At 50.2% G+C, this 14,531-nt stretch carries 13 protein-coding genes; 7 read left to right on the top strand and 6 right to left on the bottom strand.

Annotated elements, in window-relative coordinates; genetic code table 11:
* Positions 1 to 28: 28 nt before the first annotated feature.
* Genes IEV98_RS10455 through IEV98_RS10425 form a run of 7 tightly spaced genes read left to right on the top strand, consistent with a single transcriptional unit; the run spans position 29 to position 7,707 of the window.
* On the top strand, positions 29 to 1,102 hold the full coding sequence (locus tag IEV98_RS10455) for a complex I subunit 1/NuoH family protein (protein WP_188505782.1): 1,074 nt from the start codon (positions 29 to 31) through the stop codon (positions 1,100 to 1,102).
* Between the two features lie 60 nt (positions 1,103 to 1,162).
* The gene (locus IEV98_RS10450) at positions 1,163 to 1,723 is read left to right on the top strand and encodes a 4Fe-4S binding protein (protein WP_188505781.1); all 561 of its coding nucleotides are present in this window, start codon (positions 1,163 to 1,165) and stop codon (positions 1,721 to 1,723) included.
* The gene (locus tag IEV98_RS10445; protein ID WP_188505780.1) at positions 1,724 to 2,272 is read left to right on the top strand and encodes an NADH-quinone oxidoreductase subunit J family protein; all 549 of its coding nucleotides are present in this window, start codon (positions 1,724 to 1,726) and stop codon (positions 2,270 to 2,272) included. It abuts the gene before it with no gap.
* Complete coding sequence (nuoK, locus tag IEV98_RS10440; RefSeq protein WP_188505779.1) at positions 2,269 to 2,574, top strand: NADH-quinone oxidoreductase subunit NuoK; 306 nt, start codon at positions 2,269 to 2,271, stop codon at positions 2,572 to 2,574. The genes IEV98_RS10445 and nuoK overlap by 4 nt, the downstream gene beginning before the upstream one ends.
* 11 nt (positions 2,575 to 2,585) lie before the next feature.
* On the top strand, positions 2,586 to 4,628 hold the full coding sequence (locus IEV98_RS10435) for an NADH-quinone oxidoreductase subunit 5 family protein (protein ID WP_229738666.1): 2,043 nt from the start codon (positions 2,586 to 2,588) through the stop codon (positions 4,626 to 4,628).
* Positions 4,625 to 6,226, top strand: a complete 1,602-nt coding sequence (locus tag IEV98_RS10430) for a complex I subunit 4 family protein (RefSeq protein ID WP_188505778.1) — start codon at positions 4,625 to 4,627, stop codon at positions 6,224 to 6,226. Before IEV98_RS10435 ends, IEV98_RS10430 begins: the two co-directional genes overlap by 4 nt.
* A gap of 5 nt (positions 6,227 to 6,231) precedes the next feature.
* On the top strand, positions 6,232 to 7,707 hold the full coding sequence (locus tag IEV98_RS10425) for an NADH-quinone oxidoreductase subunit N (protein ID WP_229738665.1): 1,476 nt from the start codon (positions 6,232 to 6,234) through the stop codon (positions 7,705 to 7,707).
* A gap of 108 nt (positions 7,708 to 7,815) precedes the next feature.
* On the opposite strand, the gene IEV98_RS10420 is transcribed toward IEV98_RS10425, so the two are convergent.
* From IEV98_RS10420 to IEV98_RS10395, 6 genes are all read right to left on the bottom strand, one after another.
* The gene (locus IEV98_RS10420) at positions 7,816 to 8,562 is read right to left on the bottom strand and encodes a hypothetical protein (protein WP_188505776.1); all 747 of its coding nucleotides are present in this window, start codon (positions 8,560 to 8,562) and stop codon (positions 7,816 to 7,818) included.
* The gene (locus IEV98_RS10415) at positions 8,549 to 8,935 is read right to left on the bottom strand and encodes a GntR family transcriptional regulator (RefSeq protein ID WP_188505775.1); all 387 of its coding nucleotides are present in this window, start codon (positions 8,933 to 8,935) and stop codon (positions 8,549 to 8,551) included. Before IEV98_RS10415 ends, IEV98_RS10420 begins: the two co-directional genes overlap by 14 nt.
* Position 8,936: 1 nt before the next feature.
* Positions 8,937 to 9,677: a hypothetical protein gene (locus IEV98_RS10410; RefSeq protein WP_188505774.1), complete on the bottom strand. Its 741-nt coding sequence runs from the start codon at positions 9,675 to 9,677 to the stop codon at positions 8,937 to 8,939.
* Positions 9,678 to 9,736: 59 nt separating this feature from the next.
* A complete protein-coding gene (locus IEV98_RS10405; protein WP_188505773.1) occupies positions 9,737 to 10,582 on the bottom strand; it encodes an ABC transporter ATP-binding protein in 846 nt (281 codons plus the stop codon).
* Positions 10,583 to 10,899: 317 nt separating this feature from the next.
* Complete coding sequence (locus IEV98_RS10400; RefSeq protein WP_188505772.1) at positions 10,900 to 11,676, bottom strand: GLPGLI family protein; 777 nt, start codon at positions 11,674 to 11,676, stop codon at positions 10,900 to 10,902.
* A 5-nt stretch (positions 11,677 to 11,681) separates the two neighbouring features.
* Positions 11,682 to 14,474, bottom strand: coding sequence for a TonB-dependent receptor (locus tag IEV98_RS10395; RefSeq protein ID WP_188505771.1), 2,793 nt, complete (start codon positions 14,472 to 14,474; stop codon positions 11,682 to 11,684).
* Between the last annotated feature and the right edge of the window lie 57 nt (positions 14,475 to 14,531).

The following is a 14,531-nucleotide window of genomic DNA, read 5'->3' as shown; positions in this document are numbered from 1 at the left end:
GCACGATATTTTCAGCGGATAGCGCAACGTGGCTTTTTACCTCACATACCTCATTATCGGCATCGTCTTGTTCGGGTTTATCGCGGGCTTTACGTTGTTTGCGGTATACAGCGAACGTAAAATAGCGGGGTTCGTGCAGGATCGGCTTGGGCCAATGGAAACCGGCAAGTACGGCAGCTTGCAAACGCTTGCAGACATCCTCAAGCTTATTCAAAAAGAATTCATCACACCTTCAGCGGCCGACAACATATTGTTTGCCGCGGCACCGGTAATTATCTTTGTGGCGGTGTTCCTCGGCTTTGCCGTGATGCCATGGGCACCCGGCATGGCTCCATCAGCGCTCAATCTGGGGCTTTTTTATGTCCTCGCCATCATCTCGGTGGATGCCATCGGCCTGCTGATGGCTGGCTGGGGATCTAACAACAAATTTTCGCTGCTTGGCTCCATGCGGGCGGTGGCACAGATCGTTTCGTATGAAATTCCGGCAGGCATCGCCCTGATTTCAGTCGTCATGATCGCTCAGTCACTTAATTTGCAGGAAATCGCACTCAACCAAGGCATTAAGGCGGCCAGCCCCCAACTTTTTATCGGACTATGGGATGTCAGCGGAATCGGAGGAATACTGGCGTGGAATGTTTTTCAGGCACCCCATTTGCTGCTGGCTTACGTCATTTTCTTTATTGCTTCACTGGCCGAATGCAATCGGGCACCGTTCGATATACCCGAAGCGGAATCGGAACTGGTGGGCGGCTTCCACACCGAATATGGTGGTTTGCGGTTTGCTTTTATCTTCCTCGCTGAATATGCCATGATGTTTTTAGTGGCCATGATCGGTGTGGTGGTTTTCCTTGGCGCATGGAACACGCCACTGCCTAACATTGGAGCGTTAAAACTCGCCGATTGGACCACGGGGTTGGTATGGGGTATCTTTTGGACACTCTCCAAGACCTTGCTCGTTGTAGGGGTACAGATGTGGATCCGATGGACCCTGCCCCGTCTGCGCGCTGACCAGCTCATGTCGCTCTGCTGGAAAGTATTGACGCCGCTAGCCTTTCTGTGCATGGCCATTTCGGGAATTTGGCGGGTATGGGTAATGGTTTGAGTTGTAGCTATTAGTTAGCCACTAAAGATTAAAGTAGAATATACGGCATAAGACATCAAAATGTTCAAAACCACCTTACATGCATTCATCACCGCAGCGAAGGGACTGGTAGTTACCCTTGCGCACCTCTTCGGTGCGCGCCGATCGCGCAAAATACGGGATGTACGTAAAGTGGACTACTTCGATAAACAGGATGGTGTAACTACTGTGCAATTCCCTAGGGAAAAAATGCCTATACCAGAGGTAGCGCGTTATCAATTGGATGTCGAGATAGACGACTGCATTGTCTGTGATCTCTGCGCCAAAGCCTGCCCAGTAGATTGCATCACCATCGAATCCGTTAAATCACCGGATGTCATCGGAAAGACATCGGATGGAAGCGTGAAACGCCTTTATGCTGCGCAATTCGATATCGACATGGCCAAGTGTATGTATTGCGGGCTATGCACGGTGGTATGTCCCACCGAGTGCATTGTGATGACCGATCAATACGACCGCAGCATGACGAACTTGGCCGAGCTGACGTATTCCTTTACCGATATGACGGCCGAGGAGGTGGAGCAAAAGAAACGGGAATGGACCAGATTCCAAGCTGAAAAGGAGGCAGCAAAGAACAAATAGATGACGATACAAACGCTTTTATTTTATGGTCTATCAGCAATAGCAATTGGATCGGCAGTCATGCTGGTGAGTATGCGCAACATCGCCAGGGCATTGTTCCTATTTTTCATCGTGCTCTTCTCCGTTGCCGGGCTGTATGTTTTTGCACTGGCCGATTTTGTGGCAATCACGCAGATTTTGGTATATGTAGGCGGCGTATTGGTACTGATGCTCTTTGCATTCATGCTGTCCAGCAAAACACTTGTTGACCAGTTGCAAAACGGTGCGTCTCATTTTTTTGCGTTACCGGTATGGCAATCACTACTAATTGCCGCTTCTTTTCTGGCCATATTGGTCTATGCATCGCTGCAATTTGGCGCGCACGAACCAACATGGATCGTTACAGCTAGGGAATCGGGCACTGCTATCGAACCCACCGCCAATACGGTACAGCAAATCGGCGTGCAGGTGATGACACGGTACCTGTTGCCCTTCGAAATCGTTTCGGTGCTGCTCATGATGGCCTTGATCGGTGCCGCCCACCTCACACGGAAGGAGGGAAAATTGTGATTACGCTTACTCACTTCCTTGTTGTCGGCGCATGTATATTTGCTATCGGGCTGTATGCAGTCATCGCACGTCGCAATGCCATCCTGGTATTGGTTGGCATCGAATTGATGATCAATGCCGCGATACTCAACCTTGTCGCTTTCGGCCGCTATGACAGTACACGTTACGGTGGTCAGGCATTCGCATTGTTTGCCATCGTATTGGCAGCAGCTGGTGTGGCGGTCGCGTTGGCCATCATCCTCAACGTGTATAAGCACTATAAGACGATAAATCCGGAAGACATCAATAAATTAAGAGACTAAAAACGAAAACATTGCCCCTACCGACGTTGACATATCCCGTGCTGGCTGCCGTTTCGGCAGTACTGCTTCCGTTCGTCGGATTTCTCCTGCAGGCCTTGATGGGTAAAAGAAGCCAAAACGGTGCCATCGCCCTCATTACAATTGCACTAAGCTTGCTGGCCGCCGGCTACACGTTCGCACAGGTGTGGGGCAATGAGCCGATCCATGTCCAGTGGCGTTGGTTTACCATCGGGCAACAGGTCTTTTATGTTGGCCTGTTGCTGGATAACGTTTCCGTACTCATGCTGCTGTTAGTGGCTTTCGTTGCGCTGCCGGTACATGCCTATTCGGTTGCCTATATGAAGGGGGATTCCGGTATCCACCGGTACTGGACCTACCTCAGCCTGTTTTGCTCGGCGATGTTGGGACTGGTCGTAGCCGATAACCTGCTGCTGATGTATGTCTGCTGGGAGCTTGTGGGCTTTGCCTCCTACCTGCTTATCGGCTTCTGGTTCACGAGGGATGCCGCAGCGGCCGCCAATAAAAAGGCGTTTATCGTAAACCGCATAGGAGACATCGGTTTCCTGATCGGCTTCGCCATCCTCTACAGCTTTTTGGGCACCTTAGACCTAAACACGCTGTTCGGACAAGAGGGATTTTTCGCTACCGCCAGCGGCGCAGAGGCCTCCGGTATCATCGCGCATCCTAAAATCCCCGCCGGTTGGCTCACGACCGCCGGATTGGCATTTTTTCTTGGAGCTATGGCCAAATCTGCACAATTCCCCCTGCACGTATGGCTGCCCGCAGCGATGGAAGGGCCCACATCGGTTTCATCGCTCATCCATGCAGCTACTATGGTGGCTGCCGGGGTGTTCCTGCTTGCTCGGATATTCCCATTATTTGACGATACCGCGCTATTGGTGATCGCCACTACCGGCGCGGTCACCGCCTTCGTCGCGGCCTATTTTGCACTTACCCAATACGACATTAAAAAGATACTGGCCTACTCTACCATTTCCCAGCTGGGTTTTATGATGGTTGGTATCGGGATCGGCATGTATCAACTTGCCTTGTTCTATCTGGTTACGCATGCATTCTTCAAATGCCTGCTTTTCCTTGGTGCCGGAGCAATCATCCATGAGTTGCAGCACCTCAACGACAAGCACCAGCTTGGTATCGACCCACAAGACATCCGCCACATGGGTGGACTTCGTAAGTACATGCCCATTACGTTCGTTACCATGCTCATCGCCTCCTTGGCGCTGGCCGGGTTCCCGCTCACTGCCGGATACCTCTCCAAAGATGCGCTACTGATACATGCCTTCGAATGGGCGGCATTGCAGAACGATGCATCAGTCGCGATACCTTACGTACTTGCTGTGGCGAGTATCCTCACCAGCTTTTACATTCTTCGCTTGTTGGCCAAGGTCTTCCTTGGATCGCCGGCTATAGGCGTTATGACGAGTGCCCGTCCTCATGAAGCCTCCGCATGGATGCTCGTGCCCATGCTCGTACTGGCAGCTTGCTCCCTCTTCCCACTATTTACGACGAGCCCGCTCAATTACGGACAAGCGTGGCTTTTACAGAAAATCTTACCAATGGCGGCATTGCCTCCGCTTCCTTTGCTGCATGTGCTTGTTCCCCTACTGACGACGATGGCTACCGTGGCCATGACGCTGCTGGTATGGCAATGGTATGTCAAACAAAAATATCCGCTGAAGGCAGGTGGTCTGTTTTTCCGCTTATCCCAGCAACAAGGTTACGTGGATGTTTTCTATGATCGAATCGTGGCAGCAGCGGTCCTGAGGTGTTCCAACGTCTTGTTTTGGGTCGATAAGCACATCATAGACGGTGCAGTAAACGGCCTTGCTGCGCTGGGACGCATATTGGCTGCAATTGCCGGATGGGTAGACCAGCGGCTGGTAGACGGTTTCGTACGGCTTGTTGGCAAACTAGCCTGGGGGCTGGGCAATGTGCTTAGACGTTCTCAGACCGGGCGGTTACAAGACTACATGGCCAGCGTATTTTTTATTATTTTGGTGATTTTGCTATATCATCTAATCGTGCAAGCATGAACCCACACCTATTAACCATACTCATTTTCATACCGTTGGTTGCCGCGATGATCATGTTCATCGTGCCTTCCGGTAAACGGGCTGCCTACAAGTACATTGCCCTTATCACGGGTATCCTCCAACTGGTATTGAGCGGTGGGATGTATTGCCTGTTCCATCCAAAAGGCGCCGGCATCTCCGAGGAACGCTTATACCAGTTCGTAGACCACATCCCGTGGATACGGTTAGATATGGGCAGCTTCGGCAGGCTGGAAATCGATTATTTCATCGGAGTTGACGGGCTCTCCATGCCCCTGCTCTTCCTATCGGCACTGGTTATGGTCGTCGCCATCGGTGCCTCGTGGAACGTTCAGAAAAGCGTAAAAGGATATTTCATTCTACTCATGATCCTCGACATGGCAGTGATGGGCGTATTCTCCGCGCTCGATTTTTTCCTGTTCTACGTTTTTTATGAGCTGATGCTACTCCCGCTCTATTTCCTCATCGGCATTTGGGGTGGCGCCAGGCGCGAATATGCAGCGATGAAGTTTTTCCTCTACACCCTGTTCGGCTCGGTATTCATGCTGCTCATCATGGTGGGACTTTATTTCTCGGTGACCAACCCCGATACAGGTGCGCATACGTTCAACATGCTGCATATGATGAACCCTGCTAATTACGTCAATGGATCGTTCTTTTCCGCATTAGCCAATCAGGAACTTTTCGGCATATCCGCCCGGCTGCTGGGCTTTGTTGTACTGTTCATCGCTTTTGCGATCAAGGTACCCATTGTACCGCTGCATACCTGGTTGCCCGATGCGCACGTGGAGGCACCGACACCGATCTCCATCATCCTGGCAGGTATCTTGTTGAAAGTCGGCGGATATGGTATCCTTCGTATCTGCTTCAGCATCTTTCCGGATGCCGCCCTGCAATCCGCATGGTGGTTGGGTTTAATTGGTGTCGTATCCATTGTCTATGGCGCGCTTGTCGCGTTGGCGCAGCGCGACTTGAAGCGCATGATTGCCTATTCGTCGGTGTCTCACATGGGCTTCGTGTTGCTCGGTATTGCATCACTCACCACAGAGGGCACTGCGGGCGCCCTATTCCAGATGGTCAGTCACGGCTTTTTGTCGGCAGCCCTATTTTTCCTGGTAGGTATGCTCTATGACCGGGTACACGACCGTAATATCTACCATTTCAGAGGGCTGGCAACCGTGATGCCGCGGTACACGGTATTCATCGCGGTCGCGTTTTTTGCCTCACTCGGTTTACCCGGATTTTCGGCATTCATCGGCGAGGTATTCGTGATCATCGGGGCCTTCAATGCGGAAAGCATAAATGGCCTACTGCCGAGGTGGATGGCTATCGCCGGTTCACTGGGTATTTTACTCAGCGCGGTGTATTTCCTGTGGACCTTGCAACGCATGTTTTTCGGGCAGGTACGGCTCAAAGGTGGCAACGTTTGGTCGGCTGCGCTTACTGATGCTTCGCCACGGGAGACCGTGATTATGGTGCCCATGCTCGCCCTTGCTTTGGTGTTAGGCATATACCCCGCCCTGGCGTTGGATAAAATCAATGCGTCGGTACTGGCGTTGGTTGAGTTGATCACGAAATGAATTCCATGCTACCTGACATCACCGAAAAACTGGACCACATCCTCAGTGGCTTACCCGCGTTGACACCAGAGTTGGTGTTGATTGCAGCATTCATAGCGAGTATCCTAACCGGACTGTTCGTCGACCGACTGTGGCGCCACAGCACCTTTTTCATTACGGTAATCGGGATGGCCCTTTCTGCGTTGTACAGTGGCTTCTTGCTTTACGAACCCAACGCCGATGGGGTATTATTCGGCATGGTGGCGACCGATGCGTTCGGCCAGTATATGCGCATACTGATCGCTCTTGTATGTATGCTGTTTGTCCTCTTCGTAAACGCCAGCCCCGATTTTAGGGTACACCGAAAAAAAACAGCCGACTTGTACAGCATTTTGATTGCCGTGCAGATCGGTCTAAACTTGATGACGCTTGCCACCAATTGGCTGATGACATTCGTTGCGATAGAAATGGTATCAATCGGTTCCTATCTCATGGTGGGCTATTTGGCCAAAGAGGCACGGCAAACCGAAGCCGCGATGAAATACGTATTGTTCGGTGCCGTGTGTTCCGCCGTGATGCTATACGGGATGTCACTGCTGTACGGGTTGACCGGCAACCTCGATTACACGTCGGCCCAACACATCCAAGGGCTCAACGATGCATCCCCCCTACTGGTTACCCTGGCCCTCCTCTTCGTCTTCACCGGCATCGGCTTCAAACTTACCTTCGTTCCTTTCCACTTCTGGACACCGGATGTGTATCAGGGCGCACCTACACCGGTTACCGCATTCCTTTCCACTGCTCCGAAAATCGCCGGTATTGCCTTGCTAGCCCATATCCTGTATGCTTGGCCGGAAGACAGTTTTGCCTATCAGAACCTCCGGTTGATGTTAGTGGCTGCCGCTGCCGTGACGATGCTGTGGGGTAATCTGGCGGCGTTGCGGCAAACTGATGTGAAACGCATGATGGCCTATTCATCCATCGGCCATACCGGTTTTCTGATGATGGCTGTACTGGCCTACTCCGCTCAGGATTATACCGTTTTATTATATTACCTCGCCGTTTACTCGCTGATGAACATGGGGGTATTCATGCTTACCGGCTACATCGAATCGCGCACAGGCGCTGTAAACGTGGCGCAATACCACGGCTTGGGCAAGTCCATGCCATTGGCAATGATCTGTTTTACGCTAATCATGATATCGCTCACGGGTATTCCGCCTACATCAGGCTTCGTAGCGAAGTTGCTGGTGTTTACTGCGGTGTTCCATGATTGGCAGGCCACGGGCGAGATCGGTATGGTCGTGCTGTTGATTATCGGTGCCCTCACCACCGTCATTTCCCTTTTCTTTTACTTTAAAATACCGTTGCATGCATTCCTAAAAACAGCGGAAAAGGAACCGGAAATGAAACCCTTGCGGTATTCCATCCTATGGTTGGCCGTACTGCTTACTGTGGTAATTTGGATACTTGGGATATTCCCCAACTGGCTGGTGGGGTGATCGCTTGCCGGCGTTCAATCCACCACCCCGAGCGTACTATTCAATATCATCTCAAACGTGTTTTCGGACGGCATCGGCTTTCCGTAGGTGAAGCTCAATCCGTGTGTTTCAATGATGTGCTCCATGGGCTGTTAGTTGGGCACCTTTAACAATGAACTGGCCCTTATCGGCTACGTCGGTAGACACTGCGCCGATTTGTGTGTGATCCAACGTAATTGTAGCCTCATCGCCCACGGTTAAGGAGGCATGTCCTAACTCATTCCCCCGAATCTCCACCACGCCCGCGCGGTCTGCCCTAGCGATCAGAGAGTCGACCGTTAAACCGTCTAAGACTACTTCCATACCATCCACTGCCAAAACATTCAGCCCCGCGCCGTGAAAACCCTCGATGGTCACCTGGCTTTTCTGGTAATACCGCCGCGTGATCACGTGAGCGTCTGCCGGGAGGTCCAGGCTATCCAGCGGAATCCCGATAGCGGTTAACGCAATCAAATCCGGGCATTCGATGATGATTTCCGGTTGTCTTTTGATATCGGTTTCATAGTCTTTCACATGGTCGACATTGATTTTAAGGGTCTCCCCCACCAGTTCCATACGGATGAAATCCAGCGCGGTATACCGCACGTTGACACGCTCGGCGTACTTCACGGTGACATGTAACCGCTTACCGATGTTGCGCGGCGCCGTGCCCGAGATTTCAACGGTGTTGAAACTTGCCATTGGAAACTCCGTGAACCGCGTTGCTTTACTTGAAACCATCTCGGCAAATCGGCTCTTAAGCGTCAGCGCATTGACCACCGCAGCCGTAACCAATAGCAGCACAGCCGCTACCAATAATTTATTACTCGTCTTCATGATCTGTATAATTTTCATTTAGGTACGCCTGGTATCTTGCCGCAATTTCATCCGGCGAGATACCTAATAGGTACATGTTTCTAAAAAACTCCGGCAGGTCGCGGTCTAAAAAGCGCTCGCGTTGCTGCTTCTTGATGTGGCGCTTCGCCTGTTCAGCGACGAAAAACCCAATACCCCGTTTGTTGAAAATGACGCCCGACTGCTGAAGGTGCTCGTACGTCCGCATCACGGTATTCGGGTTTACCTGAAGGTCTGCCGCCAGCTCCCTCACCGAAGGAATCTTTTCATTGACCGCCCATCGCCCCAACAGAATGTGCTCATTGACGTAGTCAGCGATCTGCATGTAAATGGCATCTTTGCTTTTAAACTCCATATCACCCCTCCTTTTCGCGTAATTTATGGTACGATGCGACCCAGAGCAGGCCCATAACCGCTATCGAAAGCGCAAGTAACCAATAAGGCCAATCTGGAATATCTACTTGATAAACCATACCGTCCCCTTGGAGAAATAGTGGCATCAACGGCAACAGCGGTGTCTGCTGGATATCCAGCTGGAACAACGAACGATATAACATCCCGTTGACCACCCAATACGCCAACACCACCAAAAGCAGCGCCAGCGCAGTCTTCAGCACCGCCATTTTACGGAACATCAACGAACCATAGAGTGCAAACGAATGCAAAAACAAATATATCGCTGCGAGTACCCACGCCATCGATATGCCGTTCTGCTGAAACAAAATCCGATCGTAATCCAGAAATCCCGACACTTCATATCCCTGTGCCGCATAATACTGCAACACGGCGTAGCGAATCACAAAAAACACGACATTTGCACAAATCGTGTAACCAACCAACGATACCAACCAACCCAATAAGAACTTTTCAAATCCTGATGCCGGAAGCATCAGCTGAAACGGGCCTTCCCTTGGTCGTTGGAAGGGCTGGAAAACTCCAACGGTGAAAATAAATAAGCCAGCATAGATTACGATAAGGTACACGAAAAACTGCTTGCCGGCGACTATTGCCTCCTCTCGATAAGAAGAGACTACCAATACAAACAAGCCGATGGTCACACCGGCGAACACGACGCAGCTGATCAAATATGTCTTCAAGTTCTTTCTAAAATGGCTGCCCACTAGATGTAGAAATCGGTTCAAATCAAATATTTGGCTCATCGTACTCCCTCCGTTGTTAAATAATCCAACAATATCCCCGAATCACTCACCACTGCATTGAATAGCAGTTCTAAATTGGGCTTGCTTGACGCCCCCTCCGGATTTGGGAGGATGGCATGTGTGCCATCAATTGCTTGTTCGCCGTACAGGATGTCCGCAGTGTCGGCTCCAGAAACATTTCCAAAGCGGATTTGCGATGTCAGTTGATCCAATGGAGCGTTGAGTTTTATCGCTCCACCATGCAGTATGATCACCGAGTCAATCAGGTTATCGAGGTCCCGTACCTGATGCGTGGATAACACAATGCAGCGGTCTTCATCAAATGCCGATGCCAGCACTTTGCGGAACTGTACTTTGGACGGGATGTCCAGACCGTTGGTCGGTTCATCCATCACCAATAGTTTCGTGCGGCACGCCAAGGCAAATGCCACCATGAATTTCTTTTGCTGCCCCAGTGAAAGCTTGGTGAGCACGCGTTGCTCGGGCACTTCAAAAGCTTCCAGATAACCTCCGAATAATGTCCGGTCGAATTGCGGGTAAAACGTGCTATTCATTCCCAAAAAAACTTTTGCGGTTTGGTCTGGGACGTAGGGCTCTTCCGGCAGGAAAAACATGCGACTCAGCACGTTGGGGCGACGCTTGGCCGTATCCTCCCCGGCCACCGTTGCCCGGCCAGCCTGCGGGCTGCGTAGCCCGACCATATTTTTCAGCAATGTTGTCTTACCCGAACCATTTTTACCCAGTAAGCCATAAATATGCCCAACCCCTAGTGACAGGTTGAGGCCGCTGAACAGCGATGGTTGGTTTCGGTAACCAAATGACAAATCTGTCAATCGAACCATAATTTAGTGTATTAGTTAAATAGTACACTACAAAAGTAATAGTTCGGTTTAAAAATACAAGAAAATGTTTGATTTTTTTTGCCTTCGTTGGGTTAAACCATACTACACAATAATGCGCTGTGTGCCCGGCGCAAGAAAGCGTTGCATCACGGAGGGGTCAGCTTGCTGTCACACTGCTGTTGGCCTGCTTTAACGGTGCTGCAAACACCCACCACACAGCCAGGCCACAGCACGCAAATAGCTAGGCCACGCGCAGCAGTCCGGGAGCCGTCGGGGAGCAGGTGCACAGCCTTCCTACAGGTTTAGCTAAACAGCCCCTAAAGCATCATTGCCTTCACAATGGATTGTGCATAATCGCCCCAATTCTTCAGACTGGCTTCCAGCTGCTCCCGCAGCTCGCGGTAGTTGACGGCCTTCCCTTTTTTCGGGGCTTCCAATTCCTTCGCCGATACCGGTCGATCATCGACCTTCGTTGCAAAAAAGGTTGTGTTTTCATACGGAAGCGCTACCCCTAGGATCATGCCCGGTAGGCCAGTGAATGATTCCGGCCCGCCCGAAACGGGAATCTGATCGGTATAAAAAGCGACCACATAGATCGAATCGAGCACCAGCGCATTGGCACGGCGGCATTCATACCCTGCTATCTCACGTGTTTCGTTTGTGAAGCGCCATTGGATGCGCCGGGTACTGTCGGTGATGAGATACGTTTCCTCATAGATACTTTTCTGACTAATGCTCTGACCGGCGAGCAGGTCGGTAAAGATGATATTGCCCAAGTCTATAGACGGATCGTTACCAAAGAAACCTCCTGAGGAACTCCCTTGCTCAGCGTGGGGCCAAAAGCGTGTTTTGTTTAGGTCGAATGCCAAACTATATTTGAACGCTTTAAACTGCGGATTGCTGCGCTGGTATTGTTCAAATGCCTGCTCCATAAACGTGCTGTTGCCAACCCGATTCTTGATTTTGGCATACATGTTTACGCGTTTTTCGAACTCAACCACACCGCTTTCCACGAAACGGGCATACTGGGCGATCAATGGCTGTGTTAAAAACATCAGCGCAGACAGACTACATATGATACGGACAGTCTTCATAATAATCAATTTTGTATGGAAGCACCACCCATTTTGTTGAAATCCCAGGCAAGGGAGAACATGAGGAAGCGCGTAATCGTCGTATACCTATTTTGTGAAATTATATTATTATTCGCATAACGGCTAAAGCCTACATTCTGGTTAAAGATATCGTTTACACCTACTGAAAAGCGGAGTGTTTCATCTTTCAAGAATTTCTTGCTTACGGAAGCATCGACAATAAGCCGTTCGAAATTTTCATCAAAAGACTGAGTAGCTGCCGTATACGTATACCGGCCTTCAGAAGATATCTGAAATTTCAATGGCAGATAGATATTAAAAGAATAGTTACCATTCAACCCCCAGCCATTGTTGTTTTGCTGCCGCTGTAAGGAAGATTCACCGTAGGTATAAGTTGGACCGAAGGTGAGGTAGAAGTCGTATTTCTTCTGGATATATTGCCTGAGATTGAGTGTACCTGAATACGTTGTACTCTGGGTTTTATTCAATTCTCCGTTGGTTAGGTTATAGTAAATGTTGCCGTTTGTATTAAGACCACCCCCTACATTGATATTCCACTTTTTCAGATTCTTGCTGAAACTGCCGTAGAAATAATAGTTCATGGGCGCTTTGTCGGTCAGGTTGGCGTATTGGAACGTATTTCTCCCTACCGAATCGGTATAGGTATTGCTCACGATCGGATTGTTGGTGTTAGAGAAACTACCCGAAAAATAGACGTATTGATTGCCTATAACCTTAAATGAGTTGTAAGACATGTTAAACCTATTGGTGTAGGAGGGCTTCAGATCAGGATTCCCGAGTATGATGTTCATTGGGTCGTCATTAACCGTTACCGGCTGAATCTGGTTGATCGAGGGCTGCGTATTGTTGCCGTTGTACGAAACCGTAAACGACTTCTGTTGGGAAAACCGATACTGGTACCTCAATTGTGGATTGTGGTTCGTAAAACTCCGCTCAAAGCGGCTATCCACATACCGATCCGTTTGGTCGAATTGGACGCGGCTTACCCGCGTTCCAAAATTGAGGGTTGACTTTCCCTTCTTGAAATTGAATATCGCGCCCAACTGGTTGGAAAGCTGGTTGAGTTTGAAATCGTTGCTGAACAAGGAATCTAATTCGGTGTATTCACCATTTGCCGGGTTGAAGGCCTGCCTGAGCGATGTGGCATTATTTGCGGTAAGCCGGTAATTCAGCACCAGGGCCAGCGCCTCGGTAAACGGCTCTGAATACGTAACGTTTGAGTTGAACACCGAACTGCTGCTGTTATTAACCTTCATTTGGTCGACCAACAGCACGCTGTCTACTCCCCCATCGCTGTAGAAGCTGTTTTCGGAAAACAGGAATCCGTTGGCTTTGCTCTGGTTAATGGTCTCATTGACTTCCCAAGAGAGCGTTCGCCCCTTTTTCCTCATTTTCTTTGTCCACAGCGCCGTGAGATAAGCGCTTTGCCCTTCCGTATCATTGGTCGTCCTGCGCGTGGACTGGTTGAGCATCCCGCCGTCGCCATCTGTACCCGTTGACTGGTTGAACTCTGTCGTTTCACCATTACGGAGGGTCCCATCTACCGTTACCTTTAATGTAGACGTGGAATCCAACTGCACGTCATAAATCGCTCCACCCCGCTGCCGGAATATCCGGCGATCGAACGTCTGGCCGGAATTGGTATTGATGATCCCGGTAGGAAGGTTGTTCTGGCTGATCGTATTGCTTGTGCCCTTTACGCCCAATTCTCCGATCTTATAATTGCCGTTGATCGACTGTTTATCATCATCCCACTTATTGCTATAAAAAGCTCCACCATTCAGTACAGATGGGATTCCCCGGCCGTCATACCGTCCGCCCCATGATTCGATGTCATCCTGCCCACCCCCCATCGAAATCATGATACCGCCGTCGTCAGTGAGGGTTGTAGAACCTGAAGGCGCATAACGGTCGGCATCCTGCCAGCTCAGCCCAGTACGCCCCGTGTTTCCGATGGTACCGAAAGCCGAAAAGCGCTGCTTATTATTAAAGCGATTGAACATCGCCTGCCCCTGATACATTTCATTGGTACCTGCCCCCACATCTACCTTACCGAAATACCCCTTCTTTTTATCTTCCTTTAGCTTGATGTTGAGGGTTTTCGAGCGTTCGCCATCATCCACGCCGGTAAACTCCGCTTGATCACTCCGCTTATCATACAGTTGCACCTTGTCTACCATATCACCGCGAAGGTTACGGGTAACCAACGTGGGGTCATCACCAAAAAATTCCTCCCCATCTACGAGCACCTTATTCACGGTCTGTCCCTGTGCGGTGATTTTCCCATCTTGGTCTACCTGTATACCCGGAAGTTGTTTCAGCAGGTCCTCCACCTTGGAGTTGGGCTGTATCGTAAAACTCGCTGCATCGTACTCTGTCGTATCCCCCCGGATGGTGATTGCCTGACTGCGGTTAACCAACACTTCTTCCAATAGCTTGGCGCGTAGTACCAATCCCAGATGACCGAGATCCACGGTGCTTGCCGTACTATCCAATGTAAAGTGTTCAACGTAGTCCGCATATTCCGGAAAGGTGGCGAAAAGAATATACGCTCCTGTATCCAGCCCTTCCATCTGAAAGCGACCGGATTCATCCGTCCGTGTAAAACGGTACAGCATCGAATCCTGCGCATGCACAAGTACAATGGACGACTTCGCCAGCGTTTTACTGGAAGCGGTGTCTATTACCGTGCCCATAATGGAATAGTTCCCCTCTTGAGCAACGGCCCCCAACCAGCATAAGCAGGTTACAACTAACGTAAAAAGCGATCTTTTCATAATGGCCTTCAATACTACAGTTTATTGCAAGTTTATCGTACGGTTGCAAACGATCCC

It is taken from the genome of Parapedobacter pyrenivorans (genome assembly GCF_014636865.1).
Lineage (GTDB): Bacteria > Bacteroidota > Bacteroidia > Sphingobacteriales > Sphingobacteriaceae > Parapedobacter > Parapedobacter pyrenivorans.
Note: the sequence above shows the minus strand (reverse complement) of the source record. Positions and strands in the feature narration are given on the sequence as shown.

Excerpts from the sequence above, each read along its gene's own strand:
- IEV98_RS10450 (WP_188505781.1), top strand. The coding sequence starts at position 1,163 with ATGTTCAAAACCACCTTACATGCATTCATCACCGCAGCGAAGGGACTG.
- IEV98_RS10445 (WP_188505780.1), top strand. The coding sequence starts at position 1,724 with ATGACGATACAAACGCTTTTATTTTATGGTCTATCAGCAATAGCAATT.
- IEV98_RS10430 (WP_188505778.1), top strand. The coding sequence starts at position 4,625 with ATGAACCCACACCTATTAACCATACTCATTTTCATACCGTTGGTTGCC.
- IEV98_RS10425 (WP_229738665.1), top strand. The coding sequence starts at position 6,232 with ATGCTACCTGACATCACCGAAAAACTGGACCACATCCTCAGTGGCTTA.
- IEV98_RS10420 (WP_188505776.1), bottom strand. The coding sequence starts at position 8,562 with ATGAAGACGAGTAATAAATTATTGGTAGCGGCTGTGCTGCTATTGGTT.
- IEV98_RS10415 (WP_188505775.1), bottom strand. The coding sequence starts at position 8,935 with ATGGAGTTTAAAAGCAAAGATGCCATTTACATGCAGATCGCTGACTAC.
- IEV98_RS10405 (WP_188505773.1), bottom strand. The coding sequence starts at position 10,582 with ATGGTTCGATTGACAGATTTGTCATTTGGTTACCGAAACCAACCATCG.
- IEV98_RS10400 (WP_188505772.1), bottom strand. The coding sequence starts at position 11,676 with ATGAAGACTGTCCGTATCATATGTAGTCTGTCTGCGCTGATGTTTTTA.
- IEV98_RS10395 (WP_188505771.1), bottom strand. The coding sequence starts at position 14,474 with ATGAAAAGATCGCTTTTTACGTTAGTTGTAACCTGCTTATGCTGGTTG.